The sequence below is a fragment of the Vibrio sp. 10N.286.52.C3 genome (assembly GCF_041468865.1).
In the GTDB taxonomy this organism is placed as follows: Bacteria; Pseudomonadota; Gammaproteobacteria; order Enterobacterales; family Vibrionaceae; genus Vibrio; species Vibrio crassostreae_C.
Genome location: NZ_JBFRJM010000036.1, coordinates 12,411 through 38,248, shown reverse-complemented (window position 1 = coordinate 38,248; position 25,838 = coordinate 12,411). Strand labels below are relative to the sequence as shown.

Annotated in this window: 28 protein-coding genes and 3 pseudogenes; 16 read left to right on the top strand and 15 right to left on the bottom strand. The window is 42.1% G+C overall.

All coding sequences use genetic code 11. The features are described 5' to 3' along the window. Positions 1-101: 101 nt before the first annotated feature. Positions 102-2,147 (bottom strand): methyl-accepting chemotaxis protein, encoded by a 2,046-nt coding sequence (locus tag AB4138_RS14530; RefSeq protein WP_372164005.1) that lies wholly within the window; start codon positions 2,145-2,147, stop codon positions 102-104. A 104-nt stretch (positions 2,148-2,251) separates the two neighbouring features. Here AB4138_RS14530 and AB4138_RS14525 point away from each other — a divergent pair, with 104 nt between their 5' ends. Beyond that, positions 2,252-2,737, top strand: coding sequence for a C40 family peptidase (locus tag AB4138_RS14525; RefSeq protein WP_017059602.1), 486 nt, complete (start codon positions 2,252-2,254; stop codon positions 2,735-2,737). A 107-nt stretch (positions 2,738-2,844) separates the two neighbouring features. Here AB4138_RS14525 and AB4138_RS14520 read toward each other — a convergent pair whose 3' ends face one another. After that, a complete protein-coding gene (locus AB4138_RS14520; protein WP_010440912.1) occupies positions 2,845-3,189 on the bottom strand; it encodes a DUF3802 family protein in 345 nt (114 codons plus the stop codon). A gap of 585 nt (positions 3,190-3,774) precedes the next feature. On the opposite strand from AB4138_RS14520, the gene AB4138_RS14515 reads away from it, so the two are divergent. Then, positions 3,775-4,641, top strand: coding sequence for a fructosamine kinase family protein (locus AB4138_RS14515; RefSeq protein ID WP_017059601.1), 867 nt, complete (start codon positions 3,775-3,777; stop codon positions 4,639-4,641). Positions 4,642-4,704: 63 nt separating this feature from the next. Beyond that, on the top strand, positions 4,705-4,908 hold the full coding sequence (locus AB4138_RS14510) for a CPXCG motif-containing cysteine-rich protein (RefSeq protein ID WP_017059600.1): 204 nt from the start codon (positions 4,705-4,707) through the stop codon (positions 4,906-4,908). 108 nt (positions 4,909-5,016) lie between these two features. On the opposite strand, the pseudogene AB4138_RS14505 reads toward AB4138_RS14510, so the two are convergent. After that, positions 5,017-5,379: pseudogene (locus AB4138_RS14505) on the bottom strand (riboflavin synthase subunit alpha); the annotation flags it as partial. A gap of 50 nt (positions 5,380-5,429) precedes the next feature. On the opposite strand from AB4138_RS14505, the gene AB4138_RS14500 reads away from it, so the two are divergent. The 6 genes and pseudogenes from AB4138_RS14500 (at position 5,430) to AB4138_RS14475 (ending at position 9,602) form a co-directional block, all read left to right on the top strand. Then, on the top strand, positions 5,430-7,394 hold the full coding sequence (locus AB4138_RS14500; protein ID WP_102494151.1) for a recombinase family protein: 1,965 nt from the start codon (positions 5,430-5,432) through the stop codon (positions 7,392-7,394). Positions 7,395-7,416: 22 nt separating this feature from the next. Beyond that, a pseudogene (locus AB4138_RS14495) lies at positions 7,417-7,566 on the top strand (carboxypeptidase); the annotation flags it as partial. A 398-nt stretch (positions 7,567-7,964) separates the two neighbouring features. Further along, positions 7,965-8,156 (top strand): hypothetical protein, encoded by a 192-nt coding sequence (locus AB4138_RS14490; RefSeq protein ID WP_102494153.1) that lies wholly within the window; start codon positions 7,965-7,967, stop codon positions 8,154-8,156. Further along, positions 8,146-8,616, top strand: coding sequence for a hypothetical protein (locus AB4138_RS14485; protein WP_102494154.1), 471 nt, complete (start codon positions 8,146-8,148; stop codon positions 8,614-8,616). Before AB4138_RS14490 ends, AB4138_RS14485 begins: the two co-directional genes overlap by 11 nt. Before the next feature lie 2 nt (positions 8,617-8,618). After that, positions 8,619-8,987 carry a hypothetical protein gene (locus AB4138_RS14480; protein WP_102494155.1) on the top strand — a complete coding sequence of 123 codons (369 nt, stop codon included), beginning with the start codon at positions 8,619-8,621 and terminating at the stop codon, positions 8,985-8,987. 3 nt (positions 8,988-8,990) lie between these two features. Further along, positions 8,991-9,602: a hypothetical protein gene (locus AB4138_RS14475; protein ID WP_372306543.1), complete on the top strand. Its 612-nt coding sequence runs from the start codon at positions 8,991-8,993 to the stop codon at positions 9,600-9,602. 56 nt (positions 9,603-9,658) lie between these two features. On the opposite strand, the gene AB4138_RS14470 is transcribed toward AB4138_RS14475, so the two are convergent. From AB4138_RS14470 to AB4138_RS14455, 4 genes are all read right to left on the bottom strand, one after another. Next, positions 9,659-11,161, bottom strand: coding sequence for a hypothetical protein (locus tag AB4138_RS14470; RefSeq protein WP_102494157.1), 1,503 nt, complete (start codon positions 11,159-11,161; stop codon positions 9,659-9,661). A gap of 125 nt (positions 11,162-11,286) precedes the next feature. Then, positions 11,287-11,535 carry a hypothetical protein gene (locus AB4138_RS14465; protein ID WP_372306540.1) on the bottom strand — a complete coding sequence of 83 codons (249 nt, stop codon included), beginning with the start codon at positions 11,533-11,535 and terminating at the stop codon, positions 11,287-11,289. A gap of 2 nt (positions 11,536-11,537) precedes the next feature. After that, complete coding sequence (locus AB4138_RS14460) at positions 11,538-11,804, bottom strand: hypothetical protein (RefSeq protein ID WP_102494159.1); 267 nt, start codon at positions 11,802-11,804, stop codon at positions 11,538-11,540. A gap of 351 nt (positions 11,805-12,155) precedes the next feature. Further along, positions 12,156-12,335: a hypothetical protein gene (locus AB4138_RS14455; RefSeq protein WP_133153342.1), complete on the bottom strand. Its 180-nt coding sequence runs from the start codon at positions 12,333-12,335 to the stop codon at positions 12,156-12,158. A gap of 232 nt (positions 12,336-12,567) precedes the next feature. On the opposite strand from AB4138_RS14455, the gene AB4138_RS14450 reads away from it, so the two are divergent. Next, positions 12,568-13,539 (top strand): hypothetical protein, encoded by a 972-nt coding sequence (locus AB4138_RS14450; protein WP_372306537.1) that lies wholly within the window; start codon positions 12,568-12,570, stop codon positions 13,537-13,539. Between the two features lie 74 nt (positions 13,540-13,613). Here the strand turns inward: AB4138_RS14450 and AB4138_RS14445 are convergent, their stop codons facing one another. The 6 genes from AB4138_RS14445 to AB4138_RS14420 form a co-directional block, all read right to left on the bottom strand. Next, complete coding sequence (locus AB4138_RS14445) at positions 13,614-14,777, bottom strand: VapE domain-containing protein (RefSeq protein ID WP_102494162.1); 1,164 nt, start codon at positions 14,775-14,777, stop codon at positions 13,614-13,616. A gap of 11 nt (positions 14,778-14,788) precedes the next feature. Then, a complete protein-coding gene (locus AB4138_RS14440) occupies positions 14,789-15,439 on the bottom strand; it encodes an AAA family ATPase (protein WP_372306534.1) in 651 nt (216 codons plus the stop codon). A gap of 180 nt (positions 15,440-15,619) precedes the next feature. Then, positions 15,620-16,171 (bottom strand): recombinase family protein, encoded by a 552-nt coding sequence (locus tag AB4138_RS14435; RefSeq protein ID WP_102494164.1) that lies wholly within the window; start codon positions 16,169-16,171, stop codon positions 15,620-15,622. A gap of 164 nt (positions 16,172-16,335) precedes the next feature. Beyond that, the gene (locus AB4138_RS14430; RefSeq protein ID WP_102494165.1) at positions 16,336-16,569 is read right to left on the bottom strand and encodes a hypothetical protein; all 234 of its coding nucleotides are present in this window, start codon (positions 16,567-16,569) and stop codon (positions 16,336-16,338) included. After that, entirely contained in the window at positions 16,562-16,852 is a 291-nt protein-coding gene (locus tag AB4138_RS14425; protein WP_102494166.1) for a hypothetical protein, read from the bottom strand. Before AB4138_RS14425 ends, AB4138_RS14430 begins: the two co-directional genes overlap by 8 nt. Further along, positions 16,845-17,147, bottom strand: coding sequence for a hypothetical protein (locus tag AB4138_RS14420; RefSeq protein WP_102494167.1), 303 nt, complete (start codon positions 17,145-17,147; stop codon positions 16,845-16,847). Before AB4138_RS14420 ends, AB4138_RS14425 begins: the two co-directional genes overlap by 8 nt. Positions 17,148-17,391: 244 nt before the next feature. Between AB4138_RS14420 and AB4138_RS14415 the strand changes: the two genes are divergently transcribed. After that, on the top strand, positions 17,392-18,111 hold the full coding sequence (locus tag AB4138_RS14415; protein WP_102494168.1) for a riboflavin synthase subunit alpha: 720 nt from the start codon (positions 17,392-17,394) through the stop codon (positions 18,109-18,111). Between the two features lie 119 nt (positions 18,112-18,230). Here the strand turns inward: AB4138_RS14415 and AB4138_RS14410 are convergent. Next, positions 18,231-18,476, bottom strand: a pseudogene (locus AB4138_RS14410) (riboflavin synthase); the annotation flags it as partial. Between the two features lie 453 nt (positions 18,477-18,929). Here AB4138_RS14410 and AB4138_RS14405 point away from each other — a divergent pair. Next, positions 18,930-20,300: an MATE family efflux transporter gene (locus AB4138_RS14405; protein WP_017063888.1), complete on the top strand. Its 1,371-nt coding sequence runs from the start codon at positions 18,930-18,932 to the stop codon at positions 20,298-20,300. Between the two features lie 100 nt (positions 20,301-20,400). Here AB4138_RS14405 and AB4138_RS14400 read toward each other — a convergent pair whose 3' ends face one another. Further along, positions 20,401-21,243: a DNA ligase gene (locus tag AB4138_RS14400; protein WP_372117850.1), complete on the bottom strand. Its 843-nt coding sequence runs from the start codon at positions 21,241-21,243 to the stop codon at positions 20,401-20,403. A gap of 311 nt (positions 21,244-21,554) precedes the next feature. Here AB4138_RS14400 and AB4138_RS14395 point away from each other — a divergent pair, with 311 nt between their 5' ends. The 4 genes from AB4138_RS14395 to AB4138_RS14380 all read left to right on the top strand — a co-directional run bounded on the left by AB4138_RS14395 (position 21,555) and on the right by AB4138_RS14380 (position 25,568). Further along, on the top strand, positions 21,555-21,884 hold the full coding sequence (locus tag AB4138_RS14395) for an STAS domain-containing protein (protein ID WP_017059596.1): 330 nt from the start codon (positions 21,555-21,557) through the stop codon (positions 21,882-21,884). Between the two features lie 62 nt (positions 21,885-21,946). Beyond that, on the top strand, positions 21,947-22,783 hold the full coding sequence (locus tag AB4138_RS14390; protein ID WP_372117838.1) for an OmpA family protein: 837 nt from the start codon (positions 21,947-21,949) through the stop codon (positions 22,781-22,783). Beyond that, positions 22,780-24,879 (top strand): SLBB domain-containing protein, encoded by a 2,100-nt coding sequence (locus AB4138_RS14385; protein WP_017067079.1) that lies wholly within the window; start codon positions 22,780-22,782, stop codon positions 24,877-24,879. The genes AB4138_RS14390 and AB4138_RS14385 overlap by 4 nt, the downstream gene beginning before the upstream one ends. After that, on the top strand, positions 24,879-25,568 hold the full coding sequence (locus AB4138_RS14380; protein WP_065677467.1) for a tyrosine-protein kinase family protein: 690 nt from the start codon (positions 24,879-24,881) through the stop codon (positions 25,566-25,568). The genes AB4138_RS14385 and AB4138_RS14380 overlap by 1 nt, the downstream gene beginning before the upstream one ends. The last annotated feature ends 270 nt before the right edge of the window (positions 25,569-25,838 follow it).

Below are 25,838 nucleotides of genomic sequence, written 5' to 3'. Positions count from 1 at the left end.
TAAGGGCGCTTCTGTATCGATAGTCGTTATAAGCGTAGTTAATGATTAAGTACTGCTAGTGCTTAAACTCTTTCGCACACTAGCTTAACTATCACGCTCGTCTATTTCAGCACGTACTTATGAAGCATGGCTTGTTGGTGCCCTGCTATCTCTCCGACTTGCTCTGAACTCTCGATCATAGATTCAAGTTGCAGCTTAGTATTCTCGCCCTGCTCAGATACTCGAGTGATTGAATGGGTAACATCGACAGTTGCACGAGCTTGTTCTTCGGTAGCCACCATGATTTGCTCAACACGCCCTTTGATCTGGCTAACCGCAAATTCGATTTTCTCGAAGGCTTGTCTTACATCGCCACTGGTTTCCAGTGCATTGGCCATCTCACTTCTCGATTCCGTTACAGAAGCACGTGAGCGATCGGCTGCCGCTACTAGCTCGTTCATCATGCTACGAATATTGGTGGTTTGCTGGGATGTGCCGCTCGCCAATTTACGCACTTCGTCTGCAACTACCGCAAAACCTCGACCTTGTTCACCTGCTCGCGCTGCTTCTATCGCAGCGTTCAGTGCCAATAAGTTGGTGTTTTCAGCGATTCCGCTGATCATATCGACCATTTCACGAATCTGTTTCACTCGACCATCCAAGTCAGCCATCGACTCTTCACTCATGCTAAGAGATTGCTCAAGCGCTTGTAATCGTTGTTGGTTAAGGCCAACCACTTGGCTGCCACTCACTGACTCATCTTCTGCTATTTGAGCATCGTCGTTCGATGCGTTAGAAATACGAGCAATCTCACCAATCGATGCTTCCAGCTCAGTAATGGTGGTGATCATATTCTGAAGTGATTCGTTCTGTTCGTTCAAGCTCGAATTGGTTTGCTCTGCAGCGTCATGGCTTACTTCAGCCGTTTGATAAAGCGTCTCACAGTTACGCGTTACTAAACGAACCGAGTCCGCGGTGGAATCAACGACCGTATTGAGTTTTGAAGTGATAACTTGAAGCTCTAGCGGCCCAAGCAATTCACTCTGTTTAGAGAAGTCATGATCTGCCAGTGAACTCAACTGTTGAGTTATGTTTTTAAGCCCTTTATTCATCCAACGGCGTAACACGAACCATGAAATCACAATGATTACGGCAATCACTAGCCCGCTGATAAACAACACACGATCAATATTGGTGATGGTTTGATTTACAACCAGTTCACTTTCATCAATCAGGTGGGAAGCGGTGGAAGACAGCTGATTCAATGTGCTAATGACGGTGTTCGCTAAGTTAATGACTTGCGTTAAGTTTTGCTCTTGCTGCTGAACCAGTTCGAGTTTCAAGAGGATTTGTTTGATTACGCCTTCTTCGGTAAAGCCTTCTTTCACCATCTCGTAAGGCGCCGTCAAGCTCGCGAACTCAGCGATATCTGGGTGCCAATCGGCAAAGTCGCTGTAAGCCAAGTTCAGACCAGCGATTCGGTTTCTCAATTGACGGTATTCGTCTTGTGCTTTATCAATGTCAGATTGCATCATCAGCATCAAGAAGGTGTTCGCCATAGCAGACGCGCTGGATGTAAATCGGTTCGCTGCATCGCTCGCTTCTGGGTTGTCTTCAACCAAGAATGAGCTGATTCGATTCATTTCTGGTCCGATAGATCCTACGCCATAACGGAACTCGCCCATTTTACTGTCGATCAGATTTTGCTTACTTTGAATTTCGATCTGCGCCAGCAGTACCGTGTTGGTCATGGTTTGCAGTTGCGCCATGTCATCGACAAGGTTTTGTTGTTGCTCTAAAGAGATTGCATCAGGAAAAGATTGGGAGATAAAAAGGAGTTCCTCTAGCGTGGTATTGCTCTCTGTCGCGAGTTGGTCAATTGAGCCCCTTGTGGCATTCAGTGTATCTAAGTCGGTTGATTGGGTGCTGTAAGTGAGAAGTTTTACTTGTTCTAATACGCTTTGCGTTAATTCGGCATTATGTAGAGCAAGGGGTAATGCTTGTTCCGAGAGTGCATCAAAATGTCCCCCGACCCGTTCAACGCCCCGAATGCTAACCATTGATAAAAAAGTAACAAGTAAAAGAATGGAAATAAATACAGCAGTGACGGTTTGAATGAGCGAGAATGTATAACGTGAGGGTTTTATTGATAAATTTGTGTCGGGCATGTGAAATCCAGTTTGACTACGAAAAGAGATATCCTTAAGTTAGGTCGTATACTAGAAGTCCTTGATGACGTTTTTATTTCAGTTTTTTGTCAGAAGAGTTACATATGAAAATCAGAAAAATGGCTGTAGTTACAATAACTTTAGCAACATTGGCTGCTTGTAGCTCGTCACCTTCGCCTTCTCAGCTTAGTCAAACCGCACAGAAACCCCTATCAAAGTCAGAACAATTGACTACAAACGCTTATATGAGCGTGTATGAACAGTGGAAAGGCGTGCCATACCATTTCGGTGGGACCTCATTTCGAGGTATAGATTGCTCTGCTTTTGTTCAAATCGCCGTGCAAAATGCGACTCAACAAGCTCTACCAAGAACCACAAAAGACCAGAGTAAAAAGGGAAAAGAAATTGCGTATGGGCAGGCAACAAGCGGTGACTTGGTGTTTTTCAAGACTTCGATGACGGTGCGACATGTAGGCGTTTATTTAGGAAACAACCAATTTCTACATGCCTCGACATCGAAAGGTGTCATTATTTCTAGGTTAGATAACCCTTACTGGGCATCCAAGTTTTGGCACTTTAGGCGTTTATAGCGGTTCGAAAGATAAACCGCTGAGCGAGGTAACTCTAGAAAGATACGACTTAAACGCCCGTTGTTATTATGCTGATTAATTACGACGATAAATGAGCAAACAAACCGTTAATCGTATTTAGCAACAGCAGTATCAAACAGGTTCTTCACTAACGCGATGTACTCATCGAGGAATACAATTTGTTCGTTAGTCGCTTTCTTAGCCCACACACCCGCTAATACTTCACCAAGATCCGCTACTACGGCATCTGCTTCTTTCAAAAGTTGAAAACGAACGCTCGAATGCAACTCTGGGTTTTGCTCGAAAATAGCCATGATGTTTGTTGAAATCATGTCGGTAACAATGTCTTCGACACTTTCGTTTCCAGTATCACCATTACTATTGGTAAACACATCAAGGTTGAATGATAGGTGCTCGATTAAAGCCAAATAGCCATCGGTTTCTACAACCACAATAATTCTCCGTTTTAAGCTCTAGAGCAGATTAATACGTACTTGCCTAATACTATGTAAATGAAGCTATTTGTCATCACTTTATTGCCCAAAACTACATTTAAATGATCCTAGTTAGTATTTCAGCTTAAAATTAAATCGATATAGCTTTATGTGGTATACCTGCCTACTTACGACATAAGTAAATTCACGCTAAAGAAGTGTAAGACAAACTTTGAAGCAAAGTATTGCGCCAGTTAACAATAGCCCTTTCAACTTACTCTAAAAGCTCATTTGATTTAGTCGCTAGACAATAACAAGCTCAAACCTCTTTTCCAGTTTGTGGCGTTCAAAACCGTTTCGATTGTGAGACCAGTTCCAAACTATTTCATCACGTCAGGTTTTCAATTTATGTTTGTATTTCAAAGAGCTTGAATCAGTTCGAGTTCACAATTCGGCCAATTGATTCTACGTAAGATGAAGAAGAGCTAAGAACATTGACGAGTGCGTCTATAAATTGTTCAGATTTATCCTAAACTATTGCTATTAAACAAACAGTATTTCTAACCTTCAATCTTTTTAACTTTCAGTCTTTGAGGATTTCCTATGTGGCAGGCCATTTCTCAACAACTTTCAGATACTCTTCTATTTAACTTTCAGATTACTGAACGTACCAAGGTTTCTGGTGGCGACATTAACGATTGCTATATGATCAGCGATGGTAATGAGCGTTACTTTGTGAAAGTGAATCAGCGAGAATTTTTACCTAAGTTTGAAATTGAAGCTGAGAACTTACGCTTGTTAAGAGAAACCTCCACTGTTTACGTTCCTGAGTTGGTGCTTATTGGCAAAACCAAAGAGTGCTCGTTCATTATTCTGAATTACTTGCCGACCAAACCGCTCGAGACGGGCAACAATAGCTTCGATTTCGGCGTTCAGCTTGCGCGGCTTCATCAATGGGGCGAGCAAAAAGAGTTTGGTTGCGACCAAGACAACTATATCGGCAGCACACTTCAACCCAACCCTTGGCATAAGAAATGGGGTCGCTTTTTCTCTGAGCAACGCATTGGTTTCCAACTGCAACTGCTCAAAGAGAAAGGCATCGAGTTTGGTGATATCGATGACATCGTTGATGTGGTGAATATGCGTCTTGCTGGCCACAACCCTCGCCCTTCTTTGCTTCATGGGGATCTTTGGAATGGCAATGTTGCTAACTCTGCGTTTGGCCCAATTTGCTACGACCCTGCTTGTTACTGGGGGGACCATGAGTGTGATTTGGCGTTAACTGAATTGTTTGAAGGTTTCCCTAAAGAGTTTTATGAAGGTTACCAGAGCGTCAATCCACTCGACGTTGGCTATACTGATCGGAAAGACATTTACAACTTGTACCATCTTCTTAACCACTGCAATCAATTTGGCGGCGAATATTTAGCACACACTGAAGCATGCATTCAGAAAATACAGGCCGTTTAATACCAATTACAGCTGTTTATAACCGAATACGATTGGTATCAGTTACAGTGAGGAGAATTTGCCATGCATAAATACACAGAGAAACATGTCTCCTGTCCGCATTGTGGGCACGGTATTAACATCACGCTTGATGCATCTAATGGTAGCCAAGACTTCTATGATGATTGTCCAGCGTGTTGCAATGCCATTCATTTGGATATGCAGGTTGACGAAGTAAGAGACAGAATCAACCTTTCGATTGATGCCGATGATGAACAAGTATTCTGACAATCAGTTTCTCGTTTAAACCATGATCAAAAAAGAGCACCTCACGTGCTCTTTTTTAATTTGGTCATCGGTGTGATTTTATTGCCACCGATTCAATGCGCTTAGTGGCTATTTCTGGTTCGCTAATACACGCTCGACAGTATCAACAATTGCCTGCGTTTGTGGATCGAACTCAATGTTTACTTGGTCGCCTACTTCACGGCCGCCAAACAGAGTACGATTCAGAGTTTCTGGGATCAGGTGAACAGAGAAACGGTTCTCTTCCACTTCACCAATCGTCAATGAACAACCATCAACACCAATGTAACCCTTACTCAATACGTACTTCATCGATTCTTCTGGTAGTTCGAACCAAAGTGTACGGTTGTTTTCTGTTTTAATCACATCGACTAGGTTAGCCATCAGAGTAATGTGGCCAGACATGCTATGCCCGCCAATTTCGTCACCAAACTTTGCTGCACGCTCAACATTGCCTAAATTTGGGTTAATCATGTTAACATGATTAAAAAGATGAGGGATTTATGAGAGCACCGAAGATACACGTCTATGCTCGTGTGAGCACACTAGGACAGGTCGAGTCTGGTTTATCGCTTGGCTTGCAAACTGACGACGACATGATAAACGAATACTGCCAGCGATACGGGGCAGAACTTGGGAAAGTATACTCCGATCACGGTCGGAGTGCTTTTCATCAAAAAAATCTCGCTGGTAAGCTCGGTGACTTCCTGACCGATATGGCTGACAAGAATAATCTCGACGTTCAAGCTGGTGACTATCTACTAGTTCGAGCACTAGATCGTATCTCACGCGCAAACCTAGATGACGCATTCTGGTTATATCTTCAGATCATGCGTAGCGGTGTCTCAATATTAACAACAATGGACAACCGTGAGTACAAACCAAATGATTCTGTTAGCCAGATACTCGCTACTCTTAGCTTCGATCTGGCAGGCGAAGAATCGCGTAAAAAACAAGCCATAACGCTTGCTGCTATGCGTAAGCGTATCAAGCAGTACCAAACTGGTGAACGTGCGTCGTGTGGCAACCCTTACAACGTTTCAACTGGACTCCCCTTCTACGCCTACGCAAAAGACAACGTTTGTTACATCGATGAACAAAAATTTCAATTAGCTAAAAATATTTGTCAAATGGCTTTGGATGGAAAGGGGAACGTTGCTTGTAGAGACTATCTAAGAAAACATGGTGTTGACCTAACCGTTGATTCTGTCGCGAGCATATTTAAAAGCGAATGTCTTTACGGAGACAGACAAATAACATTGCTCGACTTAGATGCTACTAATAGATACCCAGAGAAGAAGAAAATCTACTCTACATTCATATTAAAAGATTATTATCCCGCAGCTTGTACCAAAGATGAGTTTCATCGAATTAGAGCTATTAAAGACAGCTACAAGATTCATGACAACCGTCGTATTAGCTACTCAATACTTGGTGGTATTAGTCGTTTGTATTGCAAAGACACAGTTGCTATTGGGTCTCGTGAAAATGGTGGCATCTATAAATGTTCTTCACCCGAGTGTGCCTGTGGCTTCTATGCAAGGCAGCAGCTTCTAGACCATATTGTACTTTCATGCCTATCTGAACATCAGATAGTACCCGTAGAGCCAGACAAGAAGAAAATTGAATCTATTCAACAACAAATCGGTGCTTATCAACATCAACTTTCAACATTGAAGAAGATAATGTTTGACAACCCACTTGCATTTGATCTAACTGACCAAGACCGACTAAGTGATTTGTCAGTCAAGATTCAAGAGCTGAATGATCAATTGACTATCGAGCAAGAGAACCATGCTCATTCAAATTCATTCATTTCTTTAGACGACGTTAAGAACTGGCGTGAAAAGAAAAAAGTGTACATTAGCGGTTCAGATGAAGACAAATTAGAAGCAAGAGAAGTTGTTCAACGGCTGGTCAAAGAAATTAGAATTGTAGAAGATACCGTGACCATTAAAACCATTGATAACAAAGTACACTGGTACTACATCCCTACTCCGTTAAACCGCAGGAAGAAGGCATATGTAAAGCTATTGGTTACAGAACAAGCTCTAGAGATGCGTTCAATTAACGAAGCCTTGGACAAAGTCTGCTTTACCGAAGAAGATATTAAAAATGGCAAGCATCATTACCCACTTGAAGCATATGCAGCCGATTTGGTAACTGTCGCCATTGAAGCCCTACCAAAAGAGAAAGATGAATTTGAGTTACTGCTAGAGACAATCACCGAACCGTTTGTCTTCAAACGTCGTGTACTTCTTTCTATGGGTTTATCAGCAAATCAATACCAAAGACACGCTTCTTTTGAAAAAGCCATTGAGAATGGCTTTCACGCGGTTTCTGTCGACTACACAAGTAAGAACTACAAATACCCGACTGACATAATCGTATCACCTCGCGAAATAACTAAAGATGATATACAGCGATTACTGAGTATTCGTAAAGTATCGAAAATAGTTGCTCTATAGTAGTCATTCTTGGCAGTATTTTGGTGACTTGTCGCCAATCTTTAACTGGCTGTCAGAGAAGGTCTGGAGTAAAAGCAGTTTGCTAACCACCGACGAGCTAGTGACACAAGCAACTGGCGAAACTCTGAACGGTATTTACTTTAAAGAGCACTTAAAGAGTCGTTACCTCTGATTACTGAGTATGGCAGGTACAACTCAACCTATTGCATTTGTCCTGCCATCACTATCATTTACAGTGAATGCAAGCAAAACTAGCACACTCTAAATAAGGTCGTGGGTCGATATAAATGCCAGCAATAACAATCAACGAAATCAAAGCTGCATTTCTAGCAATAGACAACGTAGAACCCGCAAGTAAACAACTAAAAGCAGTCATCAACGCCAAACTTTAACCCCTCTAGCCCTCGCATCACGTCGAGGGCTTTTTCATGCTCAAAAACCTGATCAGAAACTCTATATAAATACTTGCATATGAGAAATGCATCTTCTCATGCACCCCACGATTCCTGCTAGTTCGCCGTGCTAGTGGTGCACAAAGCGGCAACTCTAATTTTACAAAAGGCAGAAGAAATGAAAAAACACGCAGGTGGTAGACCAGAGCGGTTTGATGAGGCAGCCAGTGCCGAACTGGCTATCTTGTCGTGCTTAGGTCTCAAATCAATTACTTCATTAGCTCGTGAAAACGGTTGTTCACGGAACACAGTACTCAAGTACGTTAATCGTTTTAGAGCACGTTTAGGAGAACTTGGTTATGCAAATTAACTTGAATCATGTTCAACGTGATAGTTCAAACAAGTGGCTTGCTAGTGCTGTTCTTGATGCCATTCAATATCAAGTTCCTGAAGCATTCCAAGCTTCTTGTCGTGTTGCTGGTAGCCTGAATCAATGGCTAGACGATGATGACTTAGAAACGCTTCTATCCGCTCATGAGAGCGAGCTAAAGCGCATTAGGCAACAAGCTGAGAGTGAACAACTTAAAAAGAACAAAGAAGAGTCTCAAGTACTCTATGCCTTCGATAAAACAAGTGAAGATCTTAAATTCGCTGTTGGTCGCACTACCCTAACCCACGAGCAAATGACTTTCACTAGTTCTCAATTCAAGAACTGGGTTCAACGTCAGTTAGATCGTAACGACATTACGGTGTCACAAAGAGAAGATTTATTAGCTGCCAACTACTGGCTAGCGAAAGCCGAAACAATAATTATTAGAAACGGGATTTGAATATGTACTTCCAAGAAATGAAAAAAACTGCATCTGCACTAGATGGTGTATTCTTTTACAGTGTTGTTAGTCGATTGGCGCGACTTGAACAACAATCACCAAACGCTGTTATGGCATATCAAGCAGAATTCGACAACGTATTAAAAGACAAACCAATTGATTACCTTGCAACAGTTGAACCACGACTAGGTACTAGGGGGTCAATGGAAGACTTGGCTGACGACATTACGTACTTGCTTCACGGCAAGTACCTCGGTCAGTTTCTTCGAGAGTGTCGGCACTACTCAAGCATGCCTAATCCCGTAGTTAAAACAGATAGTAACGCTTTCCGTGAATGGCTTCGAATCAATCAACGTAACTTAGTAGTGTAAAAGATGAAAGTATCTAAAGAACAACAACGAATTAAAGAACTAGAAGCCGCTTTATATGCTGCCGAGTTAAAACTAGAACGCTTAGAAGAAGCGGAAGAACAAACTCTCACAACATCAGGAATCACTGTTAAACCAATTGAATTAACGAGCTTTAAACAACATAGCCGCGCTATTGATGATGAAATTGCAAGTAGCAACTACTTATCAACCAGTGTTACCGACGCGCTTACAGAATTAAGATGTATGGTTATTCACTGTAATTCTCTCGCCCAATCAATTGAGTATGAAAAGCAGTTGATGCGATCCAAGGCACCAACGGTTTCAGATACCTATGTTGGACAACTAGCGCGTGATGTCGCCAAGAAATCTGTACTAGGTTCGAAAGTCACTACTCAACTTACTGTTTTTAATGCTTTGTTTGAACTAGATAGAGTTCAAGAAGAAATGGACGTGTCTGACTTTACCGATGATTTGTCAAAGCATGATGCCACTTCAATTCTTAACAGTTCAACTGGCAAGTTGTCTGATTTAGTGGCGTTGAGAAAGGCGCGAATGAATGGATCATTTGAGCAGATAGAACAAGTTATCGATAAGATATTGGGTGAAGAAGATTGAAGCGAGCATTTTTTAACTGTCATTACAGAGGGTTCAAAGAACCCTCTGTAATTCGTTTACTGCGCGGGGTGACAATTATCAGCCAGCTCACCAGTGGACCAAAGACCGCATAGCTTAGAGTGCGTACCATCAGGGTTGTATGTGTAGACCGTATATGAGTCGGTATTTGTGTGAACATGAACCGTTTGTGTTTGACGGCTTTCGTCACCTGTGTACACATTCATAATTCGACGCCAGCCGACAGAACCATAGTCGTCTGTATTTTCGAACGAAGTATCAATGTAATTTAGGCTGTTCAATTCCGAGCCGTCTAAGTTGTCGAGGTTATCTCCCAAACCGATTAAGTGCTCCATGCCAGATGTATCGCCTGGGTCATCGGACACATACGAATGGTGCGACTCTGTATACGGAGTCGTTGTTCCGGGATAATATACTTTAGTAATTAATTCCTGTGAATGATTGTAGGCAACGCGATCCATTGATTGACAGTCTTCCCAAGAGCTAATAGGCATCACATCGTACGCAGTCACATTAGTTGCCTGATTGGCGAATCCGTAGGAGATCTCTGACCTCTGCATGTAACTCTCATTGGCACCACAGTTATATGAAGGGTTTTCGTTAGTCCAGTTTGTATCCCTTGTCATATACATATTGTCTTCGTACTCAATTGTATCCGTCAGCTTAGTTCGTTGCGAATACTGCTCTACAACTGCTAACCGACTGAGTAGGTCATCGGTCATCAGATTAGTTTTTGTATCCCAATTCCCTGTGGATGCTTGTACAAATTCTTTCCGGTACCACTTGTCATCGTAAAGCTCATCAAAATCGAGCATTCCAAGAAAATACTCGACGTACACATAGTCGGCATTTGGATAACTAGCTTCAAGTTCAAGTGTTTCAGCATAAGAAGCTTGCAAGCCCGGAACTAGTGACTGCGCGAAGGTATGTAACTCTGTGTTTCCACTCTCGACATAATCACCGTAAAGTTCTTCAACTGTAATGTTGTATCGAGATGCAAAACGATGCTCTTGCTGTTCTAATCTACCTGAAATGTTAGCACGTAGCTCTTGCTCAGCCACAATAGCGTCACAAGAAAGGGATTGCCCTGCTTCAGCCAGCTCTTTTTCCACTGACGACCAAACTATACTAGTTAGCGGTGTAAGGTTTAAGAGGTCTTCGTTAGTCCCCATAGCAAAGCTAGGAGGTGAAACCATAGTGTAAGCTTCTTCAATAGGTGTGTCGGGATAATCAGAATCTATCGCGCCAACTGGCACTAAAGTAACTGTAGGGACATATTCGGAACATCGTGCAGATGCTCCACTCAATTTTAAATCAAAGTCTCCGTTGATGTCGGTAACGGCACTTGGCTCACCCTCATCAAGCTTGCCATTAAAATTCAAGTCTAGAAATACAGTTGCACCGGAAATATATCCATCGATCACCTTGCCTGAAAGCGTTTGAGCGACGGTCTCATCACTTGAGCCTCCCCCCCCTCCACCACAACCGATTAAAGACAATGTGATGAATGACGCCAATGTTGTTTTAGAAAAGTTAGTCATTATTATCCTTCTTGTTATTAACAATTTTTTACCAACTAAGATGTAAAATTATAACCACTAGGCGTTTACACGGTTCGTGACATTTATCTAAAAAATAGCATGTTAGTCGATATGTTCCTAAACAATCACATCTTCAATGAACCACCAAATCTAAACCCTTCCTTTTCAAAATACGACAGTAGCCAGTCAACTAACTGATATTGGGCGTTAGATACGTGATCGAGCGTCAACTGTGCAACAGTCTCGCCTTGTTCGGCTTTCTTGCGCACTTCAGCAACAGTAAGGTTAACGACCCGCTGACGCGCTTCTGTTGTGTCAGTCTTAAAACGTATGGCTGGTTCATGTGTCGCGGCTCTGATTGATTCAAGAAGCATGTCTACCACCCCCTGAATTCTTTTCTAAACTCACTAGGCGTTGCATCTGCAAGTTCCAGTAGCTCTTCTTGGCTCCATTCTTTGATAGCAGTTAAGAGTCGGTCAAAGTAGCGGCAATCGTTATCAGTTAAACCACTCTTTCTTTTTTGATCAGTTGCGTAGATTTGATCCCAAATGCGTTCAACCAAATAAGAACGGTCGATTTGTTGATTAGAAAGACTAATTTCGGGATCGATATTTTGACTTGATAATAAGCTTGGACAAAGCATTTTGATTCACCTCTCGTTCGTTTGTTGTATTTAACAAACCCAAAAAAGCAGCCGCTGCTGCTTAACAAAACAAGCGAAATTACGATTGAAGTGAATCAACAGGTTCAACCGTATTTATGCAAGGTAAATCCATGTCGAAAGCTGTTTAACGTCTAGAATCGATTCTAAGCGACGTTAAAGACTAATTCGACCAAAGCGTATACTAGCCAGTTGAAACCGTTTGAAATCGCACTGAAGAGCATCTAGCTTGCGCTATACAAGTCAAAGATAACCAACAAGCAATCAAAAGCTAAACTGTCCGGTAGCACGTAGTGCTATCGCAAGACGGTGACTGCGCAGCAGTCTCTTAGTCTACCAATAGAGACTCATCCAAAGAACCGCAAGACCATCTACTTGATGAAAGCGAAGCGTTGAAGCTCCGATACCGACAATTTTTGTCGTTATCTTCATTAGTTTCATTGACTTCATTACTTTCAATACATTCATCAACTTCATTGCTTTCAGTACATTCTTTGTGTTCTTTACGTTCATTTCCTTGCTACTAACAAGTACGACGTAGGTGAATAAAAAGTTGCCTGTTTCTACAACTTTCACCAGATCCCTTTACTCCAGAAATATAAATATATGTGAGAGCGCAAAGAGGTGCGTATGTTTTCAACGTACTACTTCCTTGTCAGGTTTTTGCACTGCGCCAACAGTGCACCTCTTTGCGCTCTTAAGCTTTGGCGAGCTGAAATATATAACTTTGACATAGGAATAACTCATGGAAACATCTATCCCATATATTGAATTCTCCAATTCAAAAACAACTCATCAAGTCATCCGCACCGTTAACCTTTCGGACGATCACGTATCGGGCTTCACTCATTGCCTTTATGACAACCGAAATGCCAAATGTAATACGTCATCCGATTTAACTGTTAAAATTCAAGCACTGTCACTTGATCGCGAATGTATCTCAGAAAAATCAACTCTCTGGCTGAACTTCAATACTAAAGCACCGGATTATCGCGGCATGTCACGAGCAGAAAGAGCACAAAAGCAACATCAAGAATTTTACGCAGAAACACGCCGCTTTTTTGATTCTCTTATTGAGCAAAATCGTGAGCCAGTAATTAGCGCATCAGGTCATAAAAGAACTAAAAAGCCCGATTTCTATACTTGCGGCATCCGATATCCAAAAATACGAAAGAATGCAGAACAAAGTGCAGGGTTACTCATCATGAAAAACGGCAAACCTTACTTGTATGCGGTCTCAATTGGTAAAATTCAATACACATTTTTGGCAACATATGATGCTGATATTCAAGGGGAAGCTTTCGGGCGAGTCACGGTAGAAGATTACGATTTCATCGGCTGTGAGTATGAGTTAGACGAGTGGGATATAGAATGTGAAATGCAGCAACAAACAGTCAACATTCCCATGCCTGAACAACAAGCTGACATAGCAAACAATTCAACTTTATCGACTAATGATTCAGTTACAAATCCATCAGGACTCTGTGCAGACAATAAGGTTGAGCAAGAGCAGCCTATTGAGGCACTAAGATCTAACCCTTGTTCTGCCAATATTGCTGAGGCGTTTAATTATGCAATACAAAATGGTTGTGCGCTTGCAACCATCAAAGATATATGTGGCTATGCACAAATAGAATTGCCAGCGAGTGCTCGATTTAGGCTACAAGCATTTGCCTCAGAAATGAGAGCGCAATTTTCAGATAAAATAGCTGCGTAACCATACACTACAATACACCGCCTACACGTTAACGTGTAGAGCGTGTATAGTATGCATAGTTGCTAAATCACTTTTTACACATCAAAAAAGTAATAATTGCCTGAATTTTTGCGTCGTCGTTCAATCCCGAGCTGTACAACTTGCTTGCCGAATGCAGTACTCGACAAGCTTTTCTCTTTGTTAACTTTACGCCATGAGTCATACAACGCAAAAAGCTCTAACGCTTTATACGATGCTTTAACATTAGTCTCACGAAATTCATCTAGCCAAATCTCAACCGATGAACGACTACGCTGAGTTTCATACTGAATTTGCGTAATGCGCTCTATATTCTTGTCTACGTATAGCGGGCAAACATCACTTTCATCTACGCATCGCCACAAATTTTCAAAATCTACGTGCTCTAGTGCGTCGAAAAGCGGCTTTTTTAAATTCACCTGCCAAATACGGCGTGAGCCGGTTGGATCTTTTAAAATATCACTAACATCGACGTTACTTGACGCTATCGCATTCGTTACTTTTTCAAATTGAAGCATCGTAGACGTGTTCGGATTTCGCATCGCAACTTTATCTGCATAACACCATTCTTTGAACTTTGAGAGCATTGAGTTGTTTATCGAAGAAATTTCATCAAAATCAACAACAAGCAGCTTTCGCCACAAGCCGTTACCGAATGTGTCTTTGATACTAGAAACATCACGTCTCAACGCTAACTCAGCAATAGGTTCGTACAATTTTTGATTGAAAGTACTCTTTCCGAAACGCTGTTCAACAGAGAACAGCAGCGGCATCGGTACTTGCTCTTTCTCTAATTTGTTAATTGTGCGCTTAACATTCCAAATCCAAGATTTGAAAATCAGTATGTCATCATCACTGAATTGTGCATGTTTTTTCAGCTTTACAAACTCATCTGAGAGCGTATCGTCGTATTTTAAGCGCTCTCGTAGCTGATCAATTGTCGCATCGTACATATTCACGTCATATTGAGTTAACGCAGCGTTAACATAGCGTGGCTTGTGAAACGATACATCGACTTTTTTACGCTGCAACCAGAGCTGAATGTCTGCATTAAGCTCACTCGGCGTAAGTGTCATCTTATCTTTCGTGAAGCGGCAGAAGCCCCATTTGATATCAGATTGCTCGAAATATTTCTCTACAAGCTGAAGACTATCAGTGCATTCTGCAATACTTTGTAGCTCTGACTGTTCAATAAAATCATCTAATTTAACAACATTCATGTAGCATCACCTTAATAGCCTGAAGAAATAAGCGGATTTTTGTCAATCTCTCGAGTGAGAAGATACTTCTCTGTGTATGCAAAGACTTTGCGAATATCACCGTTCGAGGCACTGAGAATCATGCAAATAATTTGCATAAACTTGCTATTTAATTGCTTATCTTCGATTTCTTTATCAACAATTTCTGCTACTTTAGCAATTACTAATTCTTCGTTATCTAACTGATTAAAATCTATGCCGTTTACTCGTGACAGTAAGTTAGCGGGAATTTTATCGATAGCGTTTGCTGTCATGATGACTACGCAATTAGTACGCGTTGAGAACTTATTATAAGCTGATGATATTGCTTGCAGTTTTTGCGAACTCAGTTTATCAATTTCGTCAATGACGACGACTGGCGAGCAATTCGATAGATCATTCATCGCTAATTTTCTATCTAAGTTGTCGATCTGCTTAGCTGACTGTGCGCATGAAGCGTCAATAAATAACGCTGAGTCAGAAATAGAATCAGCGACTATTTTTGCTGCAAGCGATTTGCCTGATCCTGTGCTATTACTGTGAATCAGAAAGAAACCTTTCATTTTTGCGATAATCTTTAGCTGTTTCTTATTCGAATCAGAAAGAAGCATATCGTCGAGTGATTGTGCTTGTTTAATATACATTGTTGAACTCTCAAGTTAAGCTATTGTTTAATATACGTTTTCGCACTTCCTTGTGACGTGTATATACCTTAACCTGCCAAAGTAGAGTTCTAAACAAAATAAAGTGAAAAATATTTTTTGTTGTTATTTTTCAAAAGCTTACTGAAAAAATAATTCAAATCATATAATGCAGGTATAATATCAAGCTATTAATGTAGCCTTTGCTCTCTGCACCGTTGATACCCCGACACTTAGCTTCTGAGCAGTTTTGCGAATCGACAACCCACTTTCAAGGCAATCAATGATAGCTTGCTTGTCTACTGTTGCAGTGCGCCCTTTGTACTTACCTGCCGCTTTAGCTTTCGCTATGCCTTCAGCCTGACGCTCAAGTAGCATTTGTCGTTCAAACTGATACACAGAACCGAGCAAATTCAGCAATAGCTCGTTCATCGGGTTGCTCTTGTCAGCACTGAACAACATATTCTCTTTAATGAACTGAACCGCTACCGACTTGGAGTTGAAGAACTCGATTAAGCCAAGTAGATCTTTCATGTCACGAGCAAGACGTGAAATATCATCAACCACAACCGTATCACCTTCACGTACATACTCTTTAAGTCGCTTCAGTTCTTCCCTATCAGTAGTTGAGCCACTGCATTTATCAATAAACACTTTATCGAGTTCAACGCCATCCAATTGTCTGACTGTGTTCTGTTGAACAGTTGAGACTCGAATATAACCTACTTTGCTCATACATCACCTACTGTATTCATTTAGCTCTAGATTCGATTACGATAGGCTGTATTCACGGCAGATAGCAACCTAATTGAATACATTTAGCGTATTCATTCAAGTGTGTTCTTAGACAGTAATCTAATGAATACAAAAAAGCCCCCGTATCTCTACGAGGGCTATGGTTAATCAACAAGTAACTTTTCTAGTGACTCTATTCGCTCACCGTTTTGTATACTTGTTTGCTTAATTGACTCAATATCTTTCAAGAAGACATCCGTTTTCTCTATCATCACACCCTGCTGTACAACTAAGGTATCTAATGTCGAACTCAATTCACCATAGTTGCTTGAGAATGAAATGTTCGAAATTGCCAGTGGCATGATCATTATGATTAGTCCAGCTAGAACTTTATTCATTCGAGCCTCCCAACTGCTTTAGTCTTTCTCGACGAACTCGCTCTTTATCTGATTGCTCAAGTAGTGCTTCTTCTTGAGACACCAATCGAGTTTGTTCATGTTTGCGCATTTTCTTTCTAATACTCTTGAGGCTCTGCTCTGCCGCTTCTTGGTACTGTTCGTCTTTGAGCTTTTCTCGTTGGACTTGATCTAGGCTGCCGACTTCACGAAGAAGCTCAACATGAGTTATTTCACAGTGACTTGATTCTGTGTCTTCGAGTACTTTCTTGATTGGTTTAAGCATTGTGTGACTCCATCAGCTCTTCAAGTTCATTTCTTGAAAGAGTCTTCAAGTAAGCTGCACTGACTAGATCTTCTTCATCGATAGTTTGCTTTAGCAATCGGTCTTTCTGCTTTAGGTGCTGTTGAATAATCAACAACAATACTTGTCTTTGAGTAACTGCACCGTAGTCACCGTTTAGTGCGTTGTTCGTAAGTTCTTCTTTATCAAGTGATGGGTCGATTACAAGTTGCTTCGACTTAGTTCGTTTTGACTTTCGCCCTGCTTCAGACGCTGTTTGTGAGTTGAATAATGCCATTCTTCCGTTATCCCGTTATTTTTAACCGTTATGTATTTGTATTTATGGGATAGCAGATACAAAAATTGCACATTAGTTGTCATTTCAATTGAAAACATAAGAGTTAAACGTAGTTTTAATCTGATATTGAAAGTGAGTTTGGCTCGTATGAACCAGCGAAACTCATCGCAGAATGGTACGATTCTAGTTACTAGTGCCAAACTAGCTATTATACTGCCAAATTAGCATGACAAGAGGACCTGCAATGTTCACGGGAATAATTCAATCAGTAGCCACTATTTCATCAATTCAAGACAAAAATGGCATTAGAACCTTCGATATAGAATTTGAAGCGGGTTTCTGTAAAGACTTAGAAATCGGAGCCAGTGTTGCTGTTGATGGTGTTTGTTTAACTGTCACAAGCTTGGTTACACCGTCACGTGTTAAGTTTGATGTAATGTTTAAAAGTCTTGAAATTACTTCTCTAAGTGAGTACGAAGAGAATCAAAGGGTTAATGTAGAGCGAGCAGCAAAAGATGGAGCTGAAATTGGTGGACACCCTCTATCAGGACACGTAGATTTCAAAACATCTGTACTAGACGTACAGAAAATCGATGATAACTATCGAGTCCGTATTTCTACTCCACAAGAGTGGATTAAGTACATTTTCCCCAAAGGCTACATTGCTCTAAATGGTGCGAGTTTAACTGTATCTGACGTTAATAAAAAAGAAAGATGGTTTGATGTCTGGCTCATTCCAGAAACTCGTAGAATGACGACATTCGAAGAAAAGCAAAGTGGTTCAAATATCAATGTTGAGATTGAGCGTGGCACTCAAGTAGTTGTAGATACTGTACGTCATGCTATCGATGAAAAGATGGGAGCTTTGATGCCATTATTTGAACAGTTTCTAGCTACAAATAATGCAGATATAGATTCTATTGGTCAAGCTGCGCAAAAAGCACTATCTAGCTCTGAAAAATGATAACAGCGTACCACTATGTTGCTGGGGTAATATTGCCCTAGCTTCATCGTTGACTAAACTGATAACAAGAGATATTACTTTTTTAATCACTAAATGATGATTTGAACTTGATAAGGCTTCACTTTGTCACCAGCATTCAGTTGGCCTAAGTTCGTCAATCGCAATGTCGCTTGCATTAACTCAAAAGCAATCTGGTTACCTGAAATTTCCGTTACCGTTAAGCAACAACCGTTATGAGCTACTGAAGCACCAATGGCTAATCCTTCAACCATTTCATCGCTTAGCTCAATGGTATGACTTTGAAACGACTCTTTTTTGTTGATAGCAACCAGTGTTGCCATACCTTGAACGATACCTGTAAACATAAGATTCCTATTTAGCATTCTAGGGCGTGTTGACCTTTCGCGGTTAAATTTTGTTCGGATGGGGACGCCTAGTCAAAAACGTTTTAATCGCGGCGAGGGGGAAGTAGCCTAGCATCCTAAGCAAATCTCCCTCAACAAAGAGTAAAACGCTTTTTGCGGGGGCGCCCAGCTCGAACCCTTCGGGCAGCGTTTGCTGGTCATTTTTACTACGTTATCGGCTTCTCATGTAGGCTAGCTACACATCAAAGCCTCTGCCTTGTAAAAAGGCCCAGCAACTCGCTGCAAAAATCAGCTCGAAAGATCAACACGCCCTAATAACAGTTTTTCATAGCAGTTATTGTGACATTTCTTTATGATTCGTCCAGTGGAAGCTTAAGATCATTGTCTCTGATTCCTTCAGAATGTCCTTTCCTACACTATTATTCTAATTTTCCCTCTTATTTGGAGTTGTTTGTGCATCGTTACAAAGAAGAATCCTCGAATCTAATCAAACTTGCGACCCCAGTATTGATCGCATCCGTTGCACAAACTGGAATGGGTTTTGTTGATACCGTAATGGCCGGTGGCGTAAGTGCTATCGATATGGCGGCGGTTTCTATTGCAGCAAGTATCTGGCTACCATCAATCTTATTTGGTGTCGGTTTATTGATGGCGTTGGTTCCTGTCGTTGCACAGCTGAATGGTTCTGGTCGACAAGTCAAAATTCCATTTGAGATTCAACAAGGCGCATTTTTAGCGCTCGTCATCTCCCTTCCAATCATTGGTGTGCTTTTTCAAACACAATTGATATTGGAGTGGATGGACATTGAACAACTCATGGCGGAAAAGACCATCGGCTATATGAATGCGGTGATGTTTGCTGTACCTGCGTTTTTGTTGTTCCAAACATTGCGAAGCTTTACCGATGGTATGTCTTTAACCAAGCCTGCGATGGTGATTGGTTTTATTGGCTTGCTATTAAACATCCCGCTGAACTGGATGTTCGTATACGGAAAACTTGGTGCTCCTGCTCTGGGTGGTGTTGGCTGTGGCGTTGCAACGGCTATCGTATATTGGGTGATGTTTGCACTACTGTTCGCTTACGTTTTAACATCAAAGCGTTTGGCGAAAATCAACATCTTCGGTACGTTCCATAAGCCGCAACTTAAAGCTCAAATTCGTCTGTTTAGACTTGGTTTCCCTGTGGCGGCCGCTATCTTCTTCGAGGTAACTCTGTTTGCGGTGGTTTCTCTGTTAGTTGCACCATTGGGTTCATTGATTGTTGCCGCGCACCAAGTCGCGATCAACTTCTCTTCGCTGGTCTTCATGATTCCAATGAGTATCGGTGCAGCCGTGAGTATTCGTGTTGGCCATAAGTTGGGCGAAAACAACACCGAAGGTGCGAAGATCGCGACACACGTGGGTATCATTGTTGGTTTAGTGACAGCCCTTATGACAGCGGCGTTAACGATTCTGTTTAGAGAACAGGTTGCATTACTTTACACAGAGAACACGGCAGTAATTATGGTTGCAATGCAGTTGCTGTTGTTCGCGGCGGTTTATCAATGTACTGACGCCATCCAAGTTATCGCTGCGGGTGCTCTGCGTGGCTACAAAGACATGCGTTCAATCTTCAACATCACCTTTGTGGCTTACTGGTTGCTTGGTCTTCCTATCGGTTACATCTTGGGTATGAAAGATTGGATTGTTGACCCTATGGGTGCGCACGGCTTCTGGATTGGTTTCATCGTCGGTCTAACGTCAGCCGCGATTATGCTGGGTATGCGTCTACACTGGATGCACAAGCAGGACGATGACGTTCAGTTAGAATTTAGTTCTCGCTAGATTCGTACTCGCTAAGTCGGTCTATCTGATTTCGAATAAAAAAAGAGCTCTGATTTTCAGGGCTCTTTTTCGTTTAATGGTCAGGTAGATCGTATCTGCCTTAATATTCACTCTTCTCTCGAACAAAGCGCGCAAACTTGGGTTTTCCGTTTTCAGTAAAACCATTGTAACGAAAGGTAATACGGCTGCCGATCTCTGGCGGTGCGAGTCTCATTTGGTCACTGAACCCGCTGCCTATATAAAATTCCACACCCTCTTCTGTGTGAACCAAGATTGAACCCATCATCCCTTTATACTTCCCTGTCCCACCCTTGTAGCCAATAACTGTGGCTTCGGCATCATGATGCCTTTTCAGTTTTAACAAATCATTACTTCGGCCTGCTTGATAACGACTGGTGATTTTTCTAAGCATCAAACCTTCGCCATTACGCTCATCGACATTATCAAGTTGATGAAACAAAGCCTCTTCACTGTGAATTGGTACATGTTCTATGTAGCTGACATGAGATTCTCCAATCACGCTAACCCAATGCAAAATGTTGTAATAGCGCTTTTGATAATCTCCCGCAGCGCCTGGCATATCAAACAGCATGAAATCGATTTGGCGCCATGCTGTGTCACTCGGCGTATGATCGAGAACGGTAGATTGAACAAGGTGGAACTTGCCCCTTCCTGCCCACAACTCTCCTTCGAGATGGACCTTAGGCAAGTTTTCAGTAAACCACTTGGGTGAGTAAATGCGATTACCATTGCGTGTATAAAGATGTTGTCCGTCCCAAAGAGCCCGAATCCCATCAAGCTTTTCACTCTTCCAGTATTCAGAAACATCAATGCCTTGTTGGTATGTATTGGCCAGTACCAAATGGTCGGGAGGTAAATAGGATGAATGAGAAGAAAGCGAACACGCCCATAGAGTTGCTATCGCCAATTTAGTTAATCTCATCATCTGCTCCGTATTGATATCTGTAGTAGTCAACAAACGCCTTTAATCCTAAGCGTTCTGACACGTAGGTAGACAACCTTTGCTAGAAGATGCGATCCACTCATCAACCTTATCTAACCTTTTCATTTATTCATTAAATTAATGATCTATAACTCTCATATATTCCGCCGTTTTTAGTTCTCATATTGAGAAACGTCTTTTCTCAATTTGAGATAGGAATTCGTACTAAACATAAATTATTGAAAAATAACAACATAAAAGTTGGCACATTCAGTGCAGTTGTCCATACATACTTAAAAGGAGATATCGCTATGGAACTACGTAAGACTGATTTAAACACAACGACACTGACACTTTCTATTTTCGGTGATCTGGATGCAGCAGGCAGTCGTGATGCACAAACCGACATCGATGATGTGATTTCTAACGATGGTCACCCTGAAATCGAAGTTGATTTTAGCCAGGTGGAGTTTTTAGATTCATCTGGTGTTGGCGCGATTGTTTATATGTTCAAACGTCTGACTGAGCGCGAACGCAACATGCGACTTGAAAATGTGACTGGTCAGCCTCTTGAAATTATGAACCTACTACGTATTGGCCACGCTATCCCAGTAAATTCAAAAAATCCTGCAAATTCATGAAGACCCACTAAGCTAGAAGTAACAAAAAATAATAAGAAAAATTAGAAACATAGGACGTTGGCATGAAAATACTGAAAAACTACATAGCCCTTTCTCTGTCCGCTCTCGTTCTGGGTGGCTGCACTAGCTATCCTGAACAAGGCACAGGGGGTTTGGCTGAAAGTTACGATTCTATTAACTATCAAAACTCAGACTTCTCTCCTGTCATGCCAGACGAGCCTCTTGGTCCAGAACATGGATTACGCTTTGATTGGCAGCTCGCTAAATTGCACCTTGATGCTTTGATCCAAGAAGGTGCTCGTTGGTGTTTCCCAGCTGCTGTTGTTCAAGCAATCGAAAAGCAAAATCGTATTGCTCGTGAACTTCAAGGCGGTCTACTACTGGATGCAGCCAACGACTTAGTGATCCAAAGAAAACGCCTAAATGAACTTGAAGTCCAACTGGATTACGTAACCTCTCAAGCCCGCTGTGAGCCACCACAAAATGAAAATCAATTTAGAATGCAACTGTCGGTTATTGAACAGTTGTATGACCTACTTAATGTTGACAACCAATTTGCGGAAAACTCGACTGAAGTAAATCCTAAATATATGGGAAGACTGGCCGAGGCGACCACTTTACTTAAAGAACACAAATCCCTAGACCTTGTTGTTACCGGCCATGCTGATGCAACGGGTGCCGAAGAATACAACGACAAGTTAGCACTTGGACGAGCGAAACAAGTCGAACGCTACCTGACTATTTTTGGACTAGGCGCTCAACGAATCAAAGCCGTCTCTGTTGGCGAAACCGTCCCTCTTTTTGAAGGTGAATCCGACGGCACGCGTTTAACGAACCGCCGAGTAAGTATTGAAATTGTCTCGCCTAAGAATGCCGAGAAAATGGGAGGTGGATTATGAAATCCTTGATCGCTTTTATCATCACCCTATCGTTATGCTTTGCGAATGTCGTCAATGCTAACGATGAGTTTTCAGACGCGGTTCAAGTCGGTGATCTAATCCAAGTTAACGTACCCGGTGAAAGTACCTTAAACACGGGGTTCCAAGTGGATAAGCGTGGCCGTATTACTCTTCCAGAAGTAGGCGCTGTGTTTGTTGCGGGTTACGACAGCGAACAGCTTAACAAAGTCGTTCTAGAGTCGCTGGCAACCGCTTACAAAGATCTTTCGAACGCTTCAGTGTATGTAAAAGAGCAGCAAATCATCATCTACGTGCAAGGTTATGTAGAACAGCCTGGCGAATACACGCTCTCATTAGGTTCTAGCATCCAAATGGCACTTTACGCTGCGGGTGGTTTACGCCCGGGCGCGCAACTGGATAAGCTGATTCTTAAGCGAGGCGCAGATAAGAAAGAGTTTAACTACAAACGATTCCTTGATTCAGGAGACGAGTCAGCATTACCTACTCTTCAATCACTGGATTCACTATTCGTTCCAGCTTCTCCATTAGTCGGTAACATCGAGCAAGAGTTTGACGCAGCAAAGCTTGCTAACTCAGGTGACAGTGCTGATTCTCGTAACTCCATCAAAGTGTTTGGTGAGGTGAACGCGCCGGGTTCGTTCACTTACAAAGAGAACACCGACCTTGTCGACGTACTTATGCGTTCGGGCGGCGTAACTCGTTATGCCAGTGTTGAGCAAATCCGAGTGATTTCGAACAACACCCCAACGCTATTCAACCTAAAACGTTACTTAGATTCTGGTGACGAAAGTCTGCTTCCAATTTTACGCCCGGGTGCGACCATTTTCGTTCCCAAGCAAGAAGAAGAGATCAAATCCGGCGCCAACATGGTTTACGTAATGGGCGAAGTCGCAGCCCCTGGTGCTTTTGAAGGCAAAAGAGACGCGACCTTTATGGATATCTTGGCGAATGCGGGCGGCCCAACTCGATTTGCAGAGTCACGACAAATCCGTGTTATCAAAGCAGATGGCAGAGTGCTTAAATTCGATTTGGCGGCTTACACTGAAGGCTTACCTAACTCTAACCCTCCTAGCATCAAAGCTGGTGACGCGATTTTCGTTCCCGAGAAAACCGACATGAACGAGAAGTCTTGGTTGAAAATCACGCCAGACAGAGCAGTTAACGTGATTGGTGAGGTGAATCGACCTGGTCGTATTGAATGGTCAGATGAAATGAATTTCATGGGATTATTGGCACACGTCGGTGGCCCTACGCTACGCGCTGACACATCGAAAATCGAAGTTGTTACTGGTAGAAAGCTAGTTGTGTTTAACCTTGATGATTTTATTCGAAATGGTGCGCCACGTGACCAAATGCCACAAATTCGAGCGGGCTCTATCGTGCGTGTTCACGACTTGCCACAAGATCCTTCAGACAATAAATCACAATGGGTTCGTCAAAGCTCTGATGCTTCGATCTACATCTTTGGACAAGTGAATGCGCCTGGTCGTTACCGCTTCACCAAAGACATGCACTTCCTTGATATCTTGTCAGCGGCTGATGGCCCAACAAAGGATGCCGACATCCACAATGTTCGAGTAACGCATCGTGACAAAACCTATTCGCAAGTAAGCAAACTTAACTTATCACTGTACTTCGAAACCGGTGACGAATCGTTACTGCCAAACGTAACCACTGGCGACACGATTTACATCCCAGAGAAAGGCAAAAACTGGTTAGATACACCGAAAGAAGAAACCGTTCGTGTGCTTGGTGCGATTAACAACCCAGGGCGTTATGTATTCAACGACAACATGACCATTCTAGATATTCTGGCAGAAGCTGCAGGCCCTACCGACAATGCTTACGTAGAGAAAATTACCATCGTCAATATGTCTTGTTGCCAAGGTCAGGCTCGTACTTTTGACCTTGTTGAATTCAGCAAAACGGCGAACATTTACAACCTGCCGGTGCTGCGCGCCGGTGACACGATTTACATTCCAGACCGTCGCGAAAGTTTTATTGAGAAAGCACGAGTCGGACTTGATGACATACTGCGTATCACCACGACCATCGTATTAATAGGAGCTTTATAATGACTATTTCAGCGACCCATGCCGAAGTCGAGCAACTGTATTTAGCTTCTGAACTTAACGGCCAAAAATCAATATGCGTCACCGCCTGCCATTCAGGTGACGGCGTAACATCTATTGCAACCGCATTAGCCGAGCGTTTTCTTCTTGCGGGTCATTCTACGCTTTATGTTGATCTCAACTTATTCAACCCTGCTTTCAAAGATTTGAATATGCTAGAAGATAATCAGCAAGGTCAATTGATTGAACATGTTGAATCTCAGCGTACATTTATCGGTGTCCCTGCTCCACAAGTTGCTTCAACGCAATTGGCTTATAAAGATCCGACAACGTTACAAAAAGTGGTCAACAAATGGTTAGAGAAATACGACAGAGTCATCATTGATACCTCACCGCTTCTCAACATAAACAAAGGAAACATTCCGGCGCAGTCTGTGGCGAGTGCTTGTGAAAGCACACTAATGGTTGTCGCTTATGGTGAAACGTCGAGTCACCACCTAGAACAAGCGAAAAAGCTGCTTGATGCACAAAGTATCAATCTAATGGGCTGCGTGATGAACATGAAACAAAAACCTAGCTTTGCACAAGAGTTGGTCAGACAAATCAATCGAATGAAATTCATCCCCGCTAAGTTTCGCGATAGCTTGGCAAACAAGCTGTATCAAAATGAGTTTTTGAACCTTCCGATGTAACTTTCTTTTGCTACTTTCTGGCTGTCATTAAACCATGACAGCCACCTATCTTATTAGACTTCAAGCTCCAACAGTTCTGAATAAATAAAAACCAAATTGAGTGTTTTTGGCGAAAATATGACTAAAAATACGATTTTAAAAACTATTCAACGCATTTCACTCACGCAAGTTGTGGTCTTACCACCTTTAAACTCATCCAAAAATCAACAGCCCCACACCTAACTTTAGCGGTAATGTGACACAGGCGGTTAAAGTGCCATGTAAATCGCA

Coding starts and splice junctions, on each gene's coding strand:
- AB4138_RS14530 (WP_372164005.1), bottom strand. CDS start 2,147: ATGCCCGACACAAATTTATCAATAAAACCCTCACGTTATACATTCTCG.
- AB4138_RS14525 (WP_017059602.1), top strand. CDS start 2,252: ATGAAAATCAGAAAAATGGCTGTAGTTACAATAACTTTAGCAACATTG.
- AB4138_RS14515 (WP_017059601.1), top strand. CDS start 3,775: ATGTGGCAGGCCATTTCTCAACAACTTTCAGATACTCTTCTATTTAAC.
- AB4138_RS14510 (WP_017059600.1), top strand. CDS start 4,705: ATGCATAAATACACAGAGAAACATGTCTCCTGTCCGCATTGTGGGCAC.
- AB4138_RS14500 (WP_102494151.1), top strand. CDS start 5,430: ATGAGAGCACCGAAGATACACGTCTATGCTCGTGTGAGCACACTAGGA.
- AB4138_RS14490 (WP_102494153.1), top strand. CDS start 7,965: ATGAAAAAACACGCAGGTGGTAGACCAGAGCGGTTTGATGAGGCAGCC.
- AB4138_RS14485 (WP_102494154.1), top strand. CDS start 8,146: ATGCAAATTAACTTGAATCATGTTCAACGTGATAGTTCAAACAAGTGG.
- AB4138_RS14480 (WP_102494155.1), top strand. CDS start 8,619: ATGTACTTCCAAGAAATGAAAAAAACTGCATCTGCACTAGATGGTGTA.
- AB4138_RS14475 (WP_372306543.1), top strand. CDS start 8,991: ATGAAAGTATCTAAAGAACAACAACGAATTAAAGAACTAGAAGCCGCT.
- AB4138_RS14470 (WP_102494157.1), bottom strand. CDS start 11,161: ATGACTAACTTTTCTAAAACAACATTGGCGTCATTCATCACATTGTCT.
- AB4138_RS14465 (WP_372306540.1), bottom strand. CDS start 11,535: ATGCTTCTTGAATCAATCAGAGCCGCGACACATGAACCAGCCATACGT.
- AB4138_RS14460 (WP_102494159.1), bottom strand. CDS start 11,804: ATGCTTTGTCCAAGCTTATTATCAAGTCAAAATATCGATCCCGAAATT.
- AB4138_RS14455 (WP_133153342.1), bottom strand. CDS start 12,335: ATGAACGTAAAGAACACAAAGAATGTACTGAAAGCAATGAAGTTGATG.
- AB4138_RS14450 (WP_372306537.1), top strand. CDS start 12,568: ATGGAAACATCTATCCCATATATTGAATTCTCCAATTCAAAAACAACT.
- AB4138_RS14445 (WP_102494162.1), bottom strand. CDS start 14,777: ATGAATGTTGTTAAATTAGATGATTTTATTGAACAGTCAGAGCTACAA.
- AB4138_RS14440 (WP_372306534.1), bottom strand. CDS start 15,439: ATGTATATTAAACAAGCACAATCACTCGACGATATGCTTCTTTCTGAT.
- AB4138_RS14435 (WP_102494164.1), bottom strand. CDS start 16,171: ATGAGCAAAGTAGGTTATATTCGAGTCTCAACTGTTCAACAGAACACA.
- AB4138_RS14430 (WP_102494165.1), bottom strand. CDS start 16,569: ATGAATAAAGTTCTAGCTGGACTAATCATAATGATCATGCCACTGGCA.
- AB4138_RS14425 (WP_102494166.1), bottom strand. CDS start 16,852: ATGCTTAAACCAATCAAGAAAGTACTCGAAGACACAGAATCAAGTCAC.
- AB4138_RS14420 (WP_102494167.1), bottom strand. CDS start 17,147: ATGGCATTATTCAACTCACAAACAGCGTCTGAAGCAGGGCGAAAGTCA.
- AB4138_RS14415 (WP_102494168.1), top strand. CDS start 17,392: ATGTTCACGGGAATAATTCAATCAGTAGCCACTATTTCATCAATTCAA.
- AB4138_RS14400 (WP_372117850.1), bottom strand. CDS start 21,243: ATGAGATTAACTAAATTGGCGATAGCAACTCTATGGGCGTGTTCGCTT.
- AB4138_RS14395 (WP_017059596.1), top strand. CDS start 21,555: ATGGAACTACGTAAGACTGATTTAAACACAACGACACTGACACTTTCT.
- AB4138_RS14390 (WP_372117838.1), top strand. CDS start 21,947: ATGAAAATACTGAAAAACTACATAGCCCTTTCTCTGTCCGCTCTCGTT.
- AB4138_RS14385 (WP_017067079.1), top strand. CDS start 22,780: ATGAAATCCTTGATCGCTTTTATCATCACCCTATCGTTATGCTTTGCG.
- AB4138_RS14380 (WP_065677467.1), top strand. CDS start 24,879: ATGACTATTTCAGCGACCCATGCCGAAGTCGAGCAACTGTATTTAGCT.